Source organism: Aeromonas sp. R7-4 (genome assembly GCF_040908055.1).
Classification (GTDB): domain Bacteria; phylum Pseudomonadota; class Gammaproteobacteria; order Enterobacterales; family Aeromonadaceae; genus Aeromonas; species Aeromonas sanarellii.
The window spans coordinates 20,575-34,862 of sequence record NZ_JBFODA010000060.1 but is presented as its reverse complement, the minus strand read 5'-3'; the positions used below and the strand labels follow the sequence as shown (position 1 = coordinate 34,862).

15 protein-coding genes are annotated in these 14,288 nt (G+C 64.3%); 8 read left to right on the top strand and 7 right to left on the bottom strand.

From position 1 onward, the window contains the following. Positions 1–17: 17 nt before the first annotated feature. Together AB5Y72_RS16345 and AB5Y72_RS16340 are read right to left on the bottom strand one after the other, a co-directional pair. A complete protein-coding gene (locus AB5Y72_RS16345; RefSeq protein WP_368199245.1) occupies positions 18–842 on the bottom strand; it encodes a protein-glutamate O-methyltransferase CheR in 825 nt (274 codons plus the stop codon). Between the two features lie 17 nt (positions 843–859). Beyond that, positions 860–1,771: a chemotaxis protein CheV gene (locus tag AB5Y72_RS16340; protein ID WP_042076348.1), complete on the bottom strand. Its 912-nt coding sequence runs from the start codon at positions 1,769–1,771 to the stop codon at positions 860–862. Between the two features lie 234 nt (positions 1,772–2,005). On the opposite strand from AB5Y72_RS16340, the gene flgA reads away from it, so the two are divergent. The 3 genes from flgA to AB5Y72_RS16325 all read left to right on the top strand — a co-directional run bounded on the left by flgA (position 2,006) and on the right by AB5Y72_RS16325 (position 3,440). After that, positions 2,006–2,611, top strand: coding sequence for a flagellar basal body P-ring formation chaperone FlgA (gene flgA, locus AB5Y72_RS16335; protein WP_368199264.1), 606 nt, complete (start codon positions 2,006–2,008; stop codon positions 2,609–2,611). Between the two features lie 95 nt (positions 2,612–2,706). Continuing rightward, entirely contained in the window at positions 2,707–3,027 is a 321-nt protein-coding gene (gene flgM, locus AB5Y72_RS16330) for a flagellar biosynthesis anti-sigma factor FlgM (RefSeq protein ID WP_042076347.1), read from the top strand. Continuing rightward, positions 3,024–3,440, top strand: coding sequence for a flagella synthesis protein FlgN (locus AB5Y72_RS16325; RefSeq protein WP_368199243.1), 417 nt, complete (start codon positions 3,024–3,026; stop codon positions 3,438–3,440). The genes flgM and AB5Y72_RS16325 overlap by 4 nt, the downstream gene beginning before the upstream one ends. Before the next feature lie 59 nt (positions 3,441–3,499). Here the strand turns inward: AB5Y72_RS16325 and yfcE are convergent, their stop codons facing one another. Both yfcE and AB5Y72_RS16315 read right to left on the bottom strand, forming a co-directional pair. After that, positions 3,500–4,042 carry a phosphodiesterase gene (gene yfcE, locus AB5Y72_RS16320; protein WP_368199241.1) on the bottom strand — a complete coding sequence of 181 codons (543 nt, stop codon included), beginning with the start codon at positions 4,040–4,042 and terminating at the stop codon, positions 3,500–3,502. Positions 4,043–4,052: 10 nt separating this feature from the next. Further along, positions 4,053–5,690: a peptide ABC transporter substrate-binding protein gene (locus AB5Y72_RS16315; RefSeq protein WP_368199240.1), complete on the bottom strand. Its 1,638-nt coding sequence runs from the start codon at positions 5,688–5,690 to the stop codon at positions 4,053–4,055. 266 nt (positions 5,691–5,956) lie between these two features. Here AB5Y72_RS16315 and AB5Y72_RS16310 point away from each other — a divergent pair, with 266 nt between their 5' ends. Next, positions 5,957–6,856 (top strand): DMT family transporter, encoded by a 900-nt coding sequence (locus AB5Y72_RS16310; RefSeq protein ID WP_368199238.1) that lies wholly within the window; start codon positions 5,957–5,959, stop codon positions 6,854–6,856. Between the two features lie 45 nt (positions 6,857–6,901). Here AB5Y72_RS16310 and rsuA read toward each other — a convergent pair whose 3' ends face one another. Beyond that, positions 6,902–7,594, bottom strand: a complete 693-nt coding sequence (gene rsuA, locus AB5Y72_RS16305) for a 16S rRNA pseudouridine(516) synthase RsuA (RefSeq protein ID WP_042076336.1) — start codon at positions 7,592–7,594, stop codon at positions 6,902–6,904. A gap of 172 nt (positions 7,595–7,766) precedes the next feature. On the opposite strand from rsuA, the gene AB5Y72_RS16300 reads away from it, so the two are divergent. After that, positions 7,767–8,963 carry an HD-GYP domain-containing protein gene (locus AB5Y72_RS16300; RefSeq protein ID WP_368199237.1) on the top strand — a complete coding sequence of 399 codons (1,197 nt, stop codon included), beginning with the start codon at positions 7,767–7,769 and terminating at the stop codon, positions 8,961–8,963. On the opposite strand, the gene AB5Y72_RS16295 is transcribed toward AB5Y72_RS16300, so the two are convergent. Both AB5Y72_RS16295 and fsa read right to left on the bottom strand, forming a co-directional pair. Continuing rightward, positions 8,960–9,148, bottom strand: coding sequence for a hypothetical protein (locus AB5Y72_RS16295; protein ID WP_042076666.1), 189 nt, complete (start codon positions 9,146–9,148; stop codon positions 8,960–8,962). The two genes, AB5Y72_RS16300 and AB5Y72_RS16295, sit on opposite strands and share 4 nt — an antisense overlap. 99 nt (positions 9,149–9,247) lie before the next feature. Beyond that, a complete protein-coding gene (fsa, locus tag AB5Y72_RS16290; protein WP_368199236.1) occupies positions 9,248–9,898 on the bottom strand; it encodes a fructose-6-phosphate aldolase in 651 nt (216 codons plus the stop codon). A gap of 127 nt (positions 9,899–10,025) precedes the next feature. Here fsa and AB5Y72_RS16285 point away from each other — a divergent pair, with 127 nt between their 5' ends. The 3 genes from AB5Y72_RS16285 to AB5Y72_RS16275 all read left to right on the top strand — a co-directional run bounded on the left by AB5Y72_RS16285 (position 10,026) and on the right by AB5Y72_RS16275 (position 14,187). After that, on the top strand, positions 10,026–10,922 hold the full coding sequence (locus AB5Y72_RS16285) for a glycyl-radical enzyme activating protein (RefSeq protein WP_042076669.1): 897 nt from the start codon (positions 10,026–10,028) through the stop codon (positions 10,920–10,922). Positions 10,923–10,926: 4 nt separating this feature from the next. Then, positions 10,927–13,359 (top strand): formate C-acetyltransferase/glycerol dehydratase family glycyl radical enzyme, encoded by a 2,433-nt coding sequence (locus tag AB5Y72_RS16280; protein WP_368199235.1) that lies wholly within the window; start codon positions 10,927–10,929, stop codon positions 13,357–13,359. An 81-nt stretch (positions 13,360–13,440) separates the two neighbouring features. Next, a complete protein-coding gene (locus AB5Y72_RS16275; protein WP_368199234.1) occupies positions 13,441–14,187 on the top strand; it encodes a DNA-binding transcriptional regulator YciT in 747 nt (248 codons plus the stop codon). Positions 14,188–14,288: the final 101 nt, after the last annotated feature.

Genomic DNA, 14,288 nt, shown 5'->3' with positions numbered 1-14,288 from the left:
GAGGGATATGAGGAGGGTTATTTGACCTTGTAGACGATGCCGGGGTTGCAGCGGATCATCTCGAACTTGTCGGTGAGACCGGCCAGGGACTCCGAGGCCCCCAGCATCAGATAGCCGCCAGGGTTGAGGCTGCCGGCGAACTGGTTGAGGATCTTGGACTTCACCTCGGGGGCGAAGTAGATGAGCACGTTGCGACAGAAGATGATGTCAAACTTGCCGAGCAGGCTGTAGCTCTCCAGCAGGTTCAGGGGACGGAAGCTGGTCAATTTTCTGACACGCTCCGATACCCGCATCTTGTTGTCGCCGCAGGGCTCGAAGAACAGCCGCTTGCGCTCGGGGGAGAGGCCCCGGGCCAGCGCCAGGCTGTCATAGACCCCCTCCTTGCACTGGTTGAGCATGGTGCTGGAGATGTCGGTCCCCACTATCTGCACCCCGCCCGGCAGGGTGCCCGGTCGCTTGACCTGCTGCTCCAGCGCCGTCATGGCGATGGAGTACGGCTCCTGCCCGGATGAGGAGGCGGCGGACCAGATCTTGATGGGACGACCGCTCTTGCCGAGCTCGGGGAAAATCTTGTCGCTCAGCAACTGGAACGGGTAGGTATCGCGAAACCACAGGGTCTCGTTGGTGGTCATGGCATCGACCACCGCCATCTTGAGTTCCCGCTCGCGCACGTTCATGGCCCGGGTCACCAGTTCAGACAGACTCTCGATACCAAACTGAGTCATCAAGGGCGACAGGCGGCTCTTGACCAGATACTGTTTGTTGTCACCCAGCACTATGCCGCTCTGTTGCGCCAGAAAATTGCTGAATTGCCTGTATAAGTCGTCCGAAAGAGTCTTCATGCAGTTTTTCTTCTTGATTAGAGAGCGCCTTGTACGGCCTTGGCCAATTCATCAGGCTGGAATTTGGCAATGAAATTGTTCGCGCCGACTTTCTGCACCATGGCCTGATTGAACACCCCACTGAGGGAAGTGTGCAGGATAACATGCAAATCCTTGAGGGCGGGATTGTTGCGGATCTCGGCGGTGAAGGTGTAGCCGTCCATCTCCGGCATCTCGATGTCCGAAATCACCAGGGCGATCTGATCCTTGATGGGGCCGTTCCTGGACATCTCCAGCAGCATGTTGAGCGCCTCGCGCCCGTCCTTGGCCAGCACGCACTGCACCCCGATCGCCTCCAGCGCCCGCTGCACCTGCTTGCGCGCCACCGAGGAGTCGTCCGCCACCAGCACGGGGCGACCCAAGGGGTTGTGCTCCACGCTCGCCTCCACCAGCTCGGCGCTCACCTCGGTGGAAACCGGCGAGATCTCGTTGAGGATGCGCTCCACGTCCAAGATCTCCACCAGCTCGCCGTCCACCTCGGTGACGGCGGTCATGTAGTTGATGCGCCCCGCCCCCTTGGGTGGCGGCAGGATGGACTCCCAGTTCATGTTGATGATGCGTTCGACCGAGTGCACCAGGAACCCCTGAATGGATCTGTTGTACTCGGAGATGATGATGAAGCACTTGGAGAGGTCCTGGATGGGACGCTTGCCCATCGCCATGCTGAGATCGATCACCGAGATGGTCTGGCCACGGATGTGGGCCACGCCGCGGATGCAGGAGTTGAGCTTGGGCATGACGGTCAAGGGCGGGCACTGCAGCACCTCACGTACCTTGAATACGTTGATGCCAAATCTTTGACGTCCGTTGAGACGAAACAGCAGCAGCTCCAGCCGGTTTTGTCCCACTAACTGGGTTCGCTGGTTGACCGAGTCCAGAATACTCGCCATAAACACTCCCTAAAAATGCTTGGCACTGATCGTGCATGTTATTATGCATGCACATTGGCTTGCATCAGACCAGCGATGTTTCGACAACCGAATTCTGGTGCAAGCATAGTTAACTACGGTGGTATACGTGAATAACTTATCGACCGGTAAGCAAAAATGATTAGTAGACTTTTCCTCATCTTACTGCCGTTTTGCAGCCTGTCTCACGCCATGGCGTCCGAGGTCACCGACTATCTGCAGGAACAGGCGCAGGAGTTCGTGCTCGACCAGCTGGATATGCCCCTCGATGCCCAGGCCGAGGTGAAAGCCGGGACCATTGACGAGCGCCTCCCCCTGACACGCTGCGAGGAGGCCCTGACCATCACCCTCCCGTCCAGGATGGAGATCCGCCGCAACACCACCGTCTACCTCAAGTGTGAAGAAGACAAACCCTGGGACCTCTACCTGCCGGTGCGGGTCAGCATCCAGAAGCCCTATGTCACGGTGGCGGCCCCTGTGGCCAAGGGCGACGTACTGAGCGAGTCCATGTTGACCCTGGCCTACCAGGATCAGACCCTGATCCGCGGCGACTATCTGACCGACCCGGCCGCCCTCGTCGGGGTACGCAGCAAGCGCGAGCTCAAACCCGGCCAACCCATTCGGCTGACCCAGGTGTGCGTGGTCTGCAAGGGGGATCAGGTGACCCTGGTCGCCGAAAACAGCAGCATGCAGATCAAAACCATGGCCCGCGCCTTGCAAGATGGCAGCTTCGGAGACATGATCCGGCTTGTCAACATTCGTTCGGGCAGAGCGGTGCAGGGCCAGGTCAGTGCCGTGGGATCCGTGGTGGTCACGTTTTGACTGTTTTGTTAACGATCCGATTTTTTTTCTAAAGTTCTGACCGCCGTCACCGATATACAGGTAAGCGAACAGCAAAGCAGACGAAGGTAAACCTTATGGCTATCAACAATATCAACAACTTGGCTAACAACCGGTTGCAAAACAACGGGACCAGTCAAGGTGTAGCCACCAAGTCCGCGACCTCTGGTGAGGGCAACCGCGCGACGACCGTCAAGAGCGACTCTGTCTCCTTGACCAGCGAGGCGCAGCAATTGCAACAGATGCAGAAGACCCTCAACACCGCCTCCACCGGTAACGAGAGCCGCGTCGAGAGCCTGAAGAAGGCCGTGGCCAGTGGGGAGTACAAGGTCAACAGCGAAGCCGTGGCCAGAAAGATGTTCAGCTTTGAAGCCGATCTGGACAAGCGGCTGGGATGATGGATCTCGTCGAGCTGCTGCACGCCCAGGACGACAACCTCTCCCAAATGCAGGGTCTGCTGGCGGAGGAGTTTGATCTGCTCAAGGCTCACCGTGCCCTCGCCTTGCCGGCGCTGGCCGATCGCAAGCAGCAACTGCTGGTGGCCATCGAGACCGTGGACAAGACCCTGGCCGGACAGCCCGACCTGCAGCAACGACTCGGTGCCTTCCCTGACCAGCTGCAGGCCCTGCAGGCCAAGCTGGAAGCCTGCCAGGAGCAGAACAACCTCAACGGTCGCCTGCTCGAACTCAGCATCGTCTCCAATCGCCGGCTGGCCAGCTTCCTCAGCAAGCTGAAGGACAGCAACTCCCTGACTTACGACGCCAAGGGCAATACCCGTTCCGGCACCCGTTCCCTGGGGATCAAAGCCTGACCCCCTTCCCGCTTCGGCGTTGAGAAACCCCTTTATCCCTCTGTCCTGACCCGCGCGGGTCAGAGCGCCAGCCGCATCAGCTCGGCATCATCGGCGCAGGCGTGAATGCTCATGACACCATCCTCGTAACGGCCGTAGCTGGCCGCCCACTCCCCCCTCGGAAAACAGATGGACCCCGGGTTCATCAAGACCCTCTCCCCGTCCTGCCGCAGCACGGGAAGGTGGGTGTGGCCGCTGATGAAGAGGCTGCCCGCAGGCAAAGGCACCGCCTCCGGCTGATAGAGATGGCCGTGGCTCACGAACCAGCGCCGCCCGTCCATCAACATCTGGTTGTAGGGGGCCGTGATGGGGAAATCCAGCAGCATCTGATCCACTTCCGAATCGCAGTTGCCCCGTACCGCCATGATGCGGGAAGCCAGTGTATTGAGTCGCTCGGCCACGGCCGCAGGGGCATAGCCCTCCGGCACTGGGTTGCGCGGACCGTGGTTGAGCAGATCCCCGAGCAGCAGGTAGTGATCCGGCTGCCAGGGGGCGAGCCGGGCCAGCACCTGCTCCAGGGCAGGCAGGCTGCCGTGTACATCGGAGATAATTGCTATCTTCATCCCACTTTCCTCATGGCTGACTGAAGTAGAGATCCTTGGTGGCGATGGCGCCCTTGAGGTTGCGGCTCGGCAGGCCGCGCAGGGCCGGGTCCACCAGCCGCATCTGGTTGTAGTGATAGACGGGGATGACGGGCATCTCCTCCATCAGCAGTTGTTCCGCCTGATGATAGAGCCCGGTCCGGGCCTTGGCATCCAGGGTCTCCGACGCCTGCTGCAGCAGACCGTCGAAGGCCGGGTTGCAGTAGCCGCTCTCGTTCTGGGGATCCTGGCAACGGAAGCTGCCCAGCATGGAGGAGGGCTCCACGTAATCGCCGAACAAGAATGAGCGGGCCAGCATGAAGTCGCCGCTGTCCTTGGCCACCTGATAGGCGTTCCACTCCAGGTTGTTGAGGACGACCTCCACCCCCAGCGGCTTCCACATGGCCGCCACCGCCAGGGCCAGTTTCTTGTGGTTCTCCGAGGTGTTGTAGGTCAGCGTCAGCTTGAGGGGATGGGCGCTGTTGTAGCCCGCCTGGGCCAGCAGGGCGGCGGCACGGGCCAGCCGGGTAGCCTGCGCCTCCAGGGCGAGGGGCGAGCCAAGCTCGTCATAATCCGGCATGCCGGGCAGCAGGGACCAGGCGGGACGCTCTCCCTGACCGCTCACCTTCTCGGTCAGCAGGCGGCGATCGATGGCCATGGAGAGCGCCTGACGCACCCGCACGTCCTGCAGCTCCGGGCGATTGAGGTTGAAGGTATAGAGGTAGGTGCCGAGCAGCGGCAGGCCCCAGATCCGCTCCGGCGTCTCCTGCATGGCCTTCTGGTAGTACTCCAGCGCCACCTTGTTGGTGAGCTGGATCTCCCCCGCCTCGTAGCGCAGCCGCTCCGCGTGCTGGGAGGCGAGCGGCAGATAGGTCACCCGCTGGATCCGGGTGTGGGCATCGTCCCAGTACTGGGGATTGCGCTCGGCTTCGATGCGCTCGTTCGGCACCCAGCTCACCAGCCGGTAGGCGCCGTTGCTGACCAGCTTGCCGGGCTGGGTCCACTGCTTGCCGAACTGGCTGACCGCCTTTTCATTGACCGGCACGAAGGGACGCTGGCTGATGAGCTGCAGGAAGTAGGGCACAGGCCGCTCCAGGGTCACCTTCAGGATCTGGTCGCTCTCGGCCTCCACCCCCAGGGCATCGAGATCGAGCGCACCGGCGTAGATGGACTGGGCATTGTTGATGCCGGTCGCCAGCAAGAGACCGGCGGAGGGCGATGCCAGCGCCGGGTTCAGCAACCGCCGCCAGGCATAGACGAAATCCCGTGCGCCAAGGGGCTCACCGTTGGACCACTTGAGCTGGGGGCGCAGGAAGAAGCGCCACACCAGCCCATCCTCGCTGGTCTCCCAGCGCTGGGCCTGGGCCGGCACTATCCTGCCCTGCCCGTCCTCGCTCACCAGCCCCTCGAACAGGTCCACCAACACCACCTCCCCCGGGAAGCCGGAACGGATCTGGGCCGGATCCAGGGACTCGGGTTCGGCGCCGTTCCCCTTGACCAGGGTCTGCCGATCCGACAGCACAGGCTGCTGCCCCACTGTGGTCGCCTGCAGGGGGGGCGCCATCATCAGCCCGAGCAACAGGGAAGGAAGCCAGCGGCGGGCGGGCCGGGCGGCGAAACGGTAAAACATGACATCAACCTCTTTCAATTCTTCTGACTGCAGGGTGGGGAAGGCCGACGGCGCGCCTGAAACCGAATGCATGATGCCGCCCTTGTTATCCCCGAAGACGCCCCGTATTGTATCGGGCTTGCCCGGCAGATGGAGTCTTTCGGGCTATTTTTTTCAGCCGTTTTTGCGCGAGAGCCGCCGCCGGCATGCTTCCACCGCCAGTCTGGCCGTGACGACCGGCTGACAGGGGGGCCATCCGGCGGGTTTCTGCCGTTTCAGGGGTCTTTATGGGATACGAATGGCTGGCGCTGGCCGCCGCCAGTTTATGGGCGGTCGCCGCCCTGATTTCCGTCAAACCGGCGCGCCATCTGGGGGCCTTTGCCTACAGCCGCTGGCGCATGTTCCTGGTCAGCCTGATGCTGGCCAGCGCCAGCCTCGTCACCGGAGGCTGGCAGACGCTCACCGAGAGCGCCCTCCCCCTGCTGGCGCTCTCCGGCCTCGTCGGCATCTTCGTCGGCGACACCGCCCTCTTCGCCTGCATGAACCGGCTGGGCCCCAGGCGCAGCGGCCTGCTGTTCTCCTGCCACGCGCTCTTCTCCGCCCTGCTCGGGCTCTGGCTGTTCGGCGAGCGGCTCGGAGGCTGGCGTCTGGTGGGTGCCCTGCTGGTGCTGGCCGGGGTCATGCTCGCCATCCTGTTCGGACGCCGTGGCGACAATCAGCAGAGCGAATGGGAGCAGGTGCGCGGCAGCCTCGTCGTCGGCATTGCCCTGGGCCTCACCGCCGCCCTGTGTCAGAGCCTCGGTGCCATCATCGCCAAGCCGGTGATGATGGGTGGCACCGTGGACGCGGTGAGCGCCTCCGGCATCCGCATGGGCAGTGCCCTGCTGGCCCACTGCGCCCTGCGGGTGCTGCGGGTGCCGCTGGCCATGCCCCACCACCCCATCAACCGGCAGGTGCTCGGCATGATAGGCATCAACGGGTTTCTGGCGATGGCGCTCGGCATGACGCTGATCCTGGTGGCCCTGCGTCAGGGGGACGTGGGCATGGTGGCCATCCTCTCCTCCACCACCCCTGTCATCCTGCTGCCGCTGCTGTGGTGGCACTCGGGGATGCGGCCCTCGCTCCCCGCCTGGGCCGGCGCCCTGCTGGCGACCCTGGGCACGGCGCTGGTGCTGGGGGGATCCTGATCCCCCTGCCCCCGGCCTTTCCCCTCGCCCTCAGGGCGAGGGGGATCAGAACCTGGCTACCTCTTCCTCGGTCAGCTCACGGTATTCCCCCGGCGCCAGCTCCTCGTCCAGGGTCAGCTCGCCGATCCGCTCCCGGTGCAGCCCCACCACCTTGTTGCCGATGGCGGCGAACATCCGTTTCACCTGGTGATACCTGCCCTCGTGGATGGTGAGGCGCGCCTCGCACTCCCCCAGGATCTCCAGCTCGGCGGGACGGGTCTTGTCGGCTTCGTTGCGCAGATAGACGCCGTCGGCAAACAGCGAGATGGCGTCCTCGCTCACGGGGTCGGCCAGCCAGACGTGGTAGGTCTTGGCGCACTCGTGCCGTGGCGAGGTGATGCGGTGGGACCACTGGCCGTCATCGGTGATCAGCACCAGGCCTGTGGTGTCGAGATCGAGCCGGCCCACCACGTGCAACTTGCCCATGGCGGGCTCGTCGAGCAGCTGGAAGACGGTGGCGTGATCCGGATCCTCGTTGGAGCAGACGTAGCCTTCCGGTTTGTGCAGCATGAAGTAGCGATTGCGCTGGTTCAGCGTGAGCGTAACGCCGTCAAACTCGATCTGGTTCTGCTCGTGGATGTGGAAGGCGGGCTGCTTGACCAGGACCCCGTCCACCATGACCTCCCCCTGACGGATCAGCTTGCCCGCCTGGGAACGGGTCAAGTCGGAGCAATCGCAAATAAATTTATCGAGCCGCATGCAAAAACCTCGGAATCCATCTTGATAAGGGGCGTCATTATATCGGCCGAACCCGACAACACCAGCACTAAGCAGGGAGAGCGGCAGATGGTGCCTGACGCCATCCGGCACCGGTGGTAGACTGCCGCCAGCAGCGTCACACCATGCATAATAATAATCTCAGGACGTCCCCATGAAGCCGACTCAGCCTCATCCCGTCATTCCCGTCAGCCAGTTGCAACCCGGCATGTATGTCATTGCCATCACCAGCCAGACCGGCGCCATGGAAATAGCCCAGATGGGGCTGGTCACCAGCACCAAGCAGATCGAGGCCCTGCTCCGGCGCGGCGTCACCACGGTGCGGGTGGATCTCGCCCGCAGCAAGCTGGCCGGCATAGAGCAACACCTCTCCCCGGCCCCCGTCTCCCCCTCCGCCGGCGCCCAGCCCCCCGGCAGCAGCGCCAGCGGCGAAGGGCGCGAGCTCAAGATCCGCCGCCTCTATCAGGAGGCCCGAGAGCTGCAGGGCAAGTTCATCCGCCACCTCAAGGCGGGGGAGCCCATCGACATCACGCCGCTGGCGGCGGTGGCCGAAGAGATGGTGGACACCATGTTCACCCATGGGGACGCCATGCTCTGTCTAGCCAGGATCCGGGCCAAGGATGCCTATCTGATGGAGCACTCCATGAACGTCGCCATCCTGCTGGCGAACTTCGGCCGTTATCTGGGGCTGGAGCGCAGCGTGCTCAGGGAGCTGACCCTGGGGGGGCTGCTGCACGACGTGGGCAAGATCATGACGCCGGACGAGGTGCTGAACAAACCGGGCAAGCTGACCGACGAGGAGTTCGATGTCATGCGCCAGCACGTGGTGCACAGCCACGACATCCTGATCGCCACCGCCGGCATCACCCCCACCATGCTGGAGGTGGCCACCAACCATCACGAGCGCCTCGATGGCACCGGCTATCCAAGACGGCTCAAGGGAGAACAGCTCTCGCTCCATACCCGCATGAGCGCCATCGTCGACGTCTACGACGCGGTCACGGCGGACAGGGTCTACAAGCGGGGGATGCAGCCGACCCAGGCGTTTCGCATCCTGCTCAAGGGGGCCGATCACCACTTCGATCGGGTGCTGGTGACCAAGTTCATCAAGTGCATGGGGGTCTATCCGGTCGGCACCCTGGTGCAGCTATCCAACCAGCGGCTGGCCGTCGTGATGCAGCGCAACGAACAGCAGCCGCTCAAGCCCGTGGTCAAGGTGATCTATCACGCGACCCAGCGCCACTATCTCGAGGTACAGTGGCTGGATCTCGCCCGAAGCGGAGTGCAGGAGACCATAGAGAACACGGTGGATCCCAAGGAGTTTGGCATCAACCTGGCCCATTTCGTCTAGCGCACCCGGGACTCGGGGGCCTGCTCGCGGCAGTAGCGGATAAGGAACTCCTCATCCAGCGGGGAGAGATCGAAGCGCAGGCAGGCCTCCTCGATAGCCCGGATGTCGTGCAGATGATGGTCGCTTAGCCAGCGCACGGCACGGCGCAGATCCTCTCCATGGGGCAGCAGGGTATGGTCGCTCATGGTCACCTCCGGTCAGCCATCGTTCCCGGCCCGTCGCGGCGGGCCCTCTCTATCTAGCTTAGCCCGCCTGCCGCCCCTTCATCCTGCCTTCAAGCTGGCTCAGGCAAACGCCCGCTGCCAGTCCTGATCGAATTTCGCCAGAGCCGCGTCCACCGCCGGCACCTGGAGCAGCTGCTCCGCCACATCCAGCGGCAGGGTGATGGACCGGCAGCCCGCCAGCAGGCAGTCGAGGGCCTGGCGCGGAGTACGGAAGGAGGCTGCCAGCACCTTGCTGTTCGGGGCGTGCAGCGCCAGCAGCTGCTGCAGCTCCTGCACTGTCTTGATGCCGTCCCCCCCCTGGGCATCCAGCCGGTTGACGTAGGGCGCCACGTACTCGGCCCCGGCCACCGCCGCCAGCCAACCCTGCAGCGGGGTATAGACCGCGGTGCCCAGGGTCGGCACCCCGTTGGCCGTCAGGGTCTTGATGGCCGCCAGTCCTTCCGCACACACCGGGATCTTGATCACCAGGTCCAAGTCCAGCTCACGCAGGGCAAACGCCTCGCGCACCATCTCGGTCTCGGTTTTGCCCATCACCTGGGCAAACAGCCGTCCCTTGGCTCCCAGCACCTCCCGCAGGGCGGGCAGCAGCTCGGGCAGCGGCATGCCGCCGGCCGCGGTGATGGACGGGTTGGTGGTGACGCCGGCCAGCGGCAGGATCCGCGACCAGCGGCGCACCGCGGCCACATCGGCCGTATCGAGATAAAGCTCCATCTCTGACTCCTTATGGGGATGTTCAATCTGTCGCCATTCTAGCGGTTTCTCATTCGCGAATTTATTGATCAACATCAAAATGACCTTCGAATGAAAGCAAATAGAATGAAAACCAAAAGGAGGCGGTATGATTTTCGACCTGCAACGCTACTCGACCCACGATGGCCCCGGCATACGCACCCTGGTGTTTCTCAAGGGATGCTCCCTCGCCTGCCGCTGGTGTCAAAACCCGGAAAGCCGCTCTCCCAGGCCGGAGATCCTGCTCGACCGGCGCCAATGCATCGAGGGATGCAGCCTCTGCAGCCAGGCCTGCCCGGCCATCCTGCGTGACGCTCAAGGCATCCGGCTGATACGGTCCGGCCTCGGAGCCCAGGATGTGGAGCGGCTGCGCGGCCTCTGCCCGAGTGAGGCGCTGCAGGTGTGCGGTCGGGAGGAGAGCCTGGACGCGCTCATGAGCACAATATTGCGGGATCGCCCCTTCTTCGAGCGCAGCGGCGGCGGGGTCACCCTCTCCGGCGGCGAGCCCTTTATGCAGCCCGACTTCGCCGCAGAGCTGCTGGCCCGCTGCAAGGCCCAGGGGCTGCATACCGCGGTGGAGAGCTGCCTGCACGTGCCCTGGCACCAGATTGAGCCGAGCCTCCCCCACCTCGACCTGCTGCTGGCGGATCTCAAGCACGTGGATGAGGCGCGTTTCTTCGACTGGACCCGCGGCAAGGTCGCCCTGCCCCTGGCGAACCTCGGGCGTCTGGCCGAGCGCGGCGTGGCCATGCAGATCCGGGTGCCGCTCATCCCCGGCTTCAATGCCGACCGCGAATCGATAAAAGCCATCACCGACACCGCCGCCCGCCTCGGCACTGTGCAGGAGATCCACTTTCTCCCCTACCACACCCTGGGGGCGGGTAAATATGCCCTGCTGGATCTGCCCTACGAGGCGCCAGAGCGACCCCTCAATGACCCGGATTTGCTCGACTTTGCCCACACCTATGCCCAACGCCAGGGGCTGACCCCTGTCACCAGAGGATAAGATCATGACCCAGCTCGATTTGAATACCCTCAGCCCCCGGATCCGCGCCCACAAGGAGAGCCTGATCCACATCGTCCAGCCGCCGGTCTGCACCGAGCGGGCCCGCCACTACACCGAGGCCTATCAGGCCCACCTGGCCCGGCCGCTGCCGGTACGCCGCGCCCTGGCGCTGGCTCATCATCTGAAGGAGCGCACCATCTGGATCAAGCACGACGAGCTCATCGTCGGCAATCAGGCCAGTCAGGTGCGGGCGGCGCCGCTCTTTCCCGAATACACGGTGAGCTGGATTGAGAAGGAGATCGACGAGCTGGCCGACCGCCCCGGTGCCGGCTTTGCGGTGAGCGAGGCAGACAAGCTGGCCATCCACGCCCTCACCCCCTTCTGGCGCGGCCAGACGGTGCAGGATCGCTGCTACGGCCTCTTCACCGACGAGCAGAAGGCGCTGCTGGAGAGCGGCATCATCAAGGCCGAGGGCAACATGACCTCGGGAGATGCCCACCTCGCGGTCAACTACGAACAGCTGCTCGCCCTCGGCCTCGACGGACTCAAGGCCAGGGTGGCCGAGCGGCGCGGCCGGCTCGATCTGGCGGACTGGGCCGATCTGCAGCGCGAGCAGTTCCTGCAGGCCGTCGCCATCACCTTCGATGCCGTCAGCCAGCACATCGAGCGCTTCGCCGCGCTGGCCCGCGAACTGGCGCAGCAGGAGCCGCGTCCCGAGCGCCGCTGCGAGCTTGAGACCATCGCGCTCAACTGCGCCCACATCGCCCACCGGCCCCCCGAGACCTTCTGGCAGGCGCTGCAGCTCTGCTACTTCATCCAGCTCATCCTGCAGATCGAGTCCAACGGCCACTCGGTGTCGTTTGGCCGGATGGACCAGTACCTCTACCCCTGGTATCGCCGCGAGGTTGAGCTGTCGGAATCCCTGCCGCGCACGCGCGCCATCGAGCTGCTGCAGGGGTGCTGGCTCAAGCTGCTGGAGGTGAACAAGATCCGCTCCGGCACCCACTCCAAGGCCTCCGCCGGCAGCCCGCTCTATCAGAACGTCACCATCGGCGGGCAGAACTGGCGCAATGGCACAGCCCATGACGCGGTCAACGGCCTCTCCTACGCCATTCTGGAGTCCTGCGGCCAGTTGCGCTCGACCCAGCCCAACCTCTCGGTGCGCTACCACGCTGGCATGAGCGAGGATTTCCTCGACGCCTGCATCCAGGTGATCCGCTGCGGTTTCGGCATGCCCGCCTTCAACAACGACGAGGTGGTGATCCCCGAGTTCATCAGGCTCGGGGTGAGCGAGGAGGATGCCCACCACTACGCCGCCATCGGCTGCATCGAGACCGCGGTGCCCGGCAAGTGGGGCTATCGCTGCACCGGCATGAGCTTCATCAACTTCGCCCGCATCCTGCTGGCGGCGCTGGATGGCGGCCGCGATGCCACCACGGGCAAGGTCTTCTTGCCCCAGCCCCAGACCCTGCGCGAGGGCAATTTCGCCTCCTTCGACGAGGTGATGGCCCGCTGGGACGAGCAGGTGCGCTACTTCACCCGCAAGTCCATCGAGATCGACTGCGTGGTGGACAGCGTGCTGGAGGCCCAGGCCCACGACATCCTCTGCAGCGCCCTGGTGGATGACTGCATCGAGCGCGGCAAGACCATCAAGGAGGGGGGCGCCGTCTATGACTGGGTCTCCGGCCTGCAGGTGGGGATCGCCAACCTGGGCAACAGCCTGGCGGCGCTGAAAAAACTGGTGTTCGAGCAGGGCGTGGTGGATCAGCGCGAGCTGGCCGAGGCGCTGGAGCAGGACTTTGCCGGGCTCGAGGGGGAACAGCTGCGCCAGCGCCTCACCCATGCGGCCCCCAAATACGGCAACGATCTGGACGAGGTGGATCTGCTGCTGGTGCAGGCCTACCAGAGCTACATCGACGAGCTCAAGGGGCTGCACAACACCCGCTTCGGTCGCGGCCCCATCGGCGGCACCTACTATGCAGGCACCTCCTCCATCTCGGCCAACGTGCCGTTCGGCGCGGCCACCCTGGCCACCCCGGATGGCCGCCACGCCCGCACTCCGCTGGCAGAAGGGGCCAGCCCCTCGTCGGGCTCGGATCGCCTCGGCCCGACGGCGGTGTTCAACTCCCTCGGCAAGCTGCCCACGGCGGCCATCCTCGGTGGCGTACTGCTCAACCAGAAGCTGAGCCCGGCCAGCCTGGAGAACGAGCGGGACAAGGCCAAGCTGATGAGCCTGCTGCGCACCTTCTTCGAGGTGCACAAGGGGTGGCACGTGCAGTACAACATCGTCTCGCGGGAAACCCTGTTGGCGGCCAAGGCCCATCCCGATCAGTACCGGGATCTGGTGGTGCGGGTGGCGGGCTACTCGGCCTTCTTCACCGCCTTATCCCCCGATGCGCAAGATGATATCATCGCCCGCACCGAGCACAGTCTCTGACGCCCACAGCGCCCGTGCGACCGATGACAGGCAAGCCACCCGCGGGTGGCTTGCCGCTATCTCCCCAACCTGCGAGGCCCCATGAACCCACGCCACCAACTGATCCTCACCCTGGTCCATCAGGCCCGCAAGATGAGCGTGGCCGAGCTTTCCCGGCACACAGGGGTGTCTGAGGTGACGGTGCGCAACGACCTCACCGCGCTGGAGAAGCAAGGACTGCTCAAACGGGTGCACGGCTCGGCCATGGCGCTGGAGAGCGACGACCCCGACGCGCGGATGAACATCAACTACCTGCTCAAGGAGCGCCTCGCCGAGCGGGCCGCCCAGCTGGTGGAGGATGGCGAGACGGTCTTCATCGAGGGAGGCAGCGCCAACGCCCTGCTGGCCCGCCACCTGGCCCTGCACAAGCGGGTCACCATCATCACCATCAGCAGCTACATCGCCCACCTGCTGCGGGACACCCAGGCCCAGGTGGTGCTGCTGGGCGGCCTGTTCCAGCATCAGAGCGAGAGCGTGGTGGGGCCGCTGACGCGCCTGTGCATCGAGCAGGTGCACTTCTCCAAGGCCTTCATCGGGGTGGACGGCTTTCACCCCGAGATCGGCTTCACCGGCCGGGACATGATGCGGGCCGACGTGGTCAACAGCGTGCTGGCCAAGGGGGTGACCAATGTGGTCATCACCGACAGCAGCAAGTTCGGCGCCATCCACCCGAGCCCCCTCGGCGCGCCGGGGCAGATCGGCGTGCTGGTCACCGACGATGCCCTGCCCGCCCCCATGCGGGCCGCCCTGGCGGTGCGCGGCATCACCCTTCACTGCGTCGCAGCCTGAGTAGCACCTTGCCACCCGTTGCCGGGTTACTCCCCCGCCTGGCGGCTTGACGGCGCCCACCCTGGCAGGGGTATGCTCGTCCTCTTTCGGCCTCCCCTGGC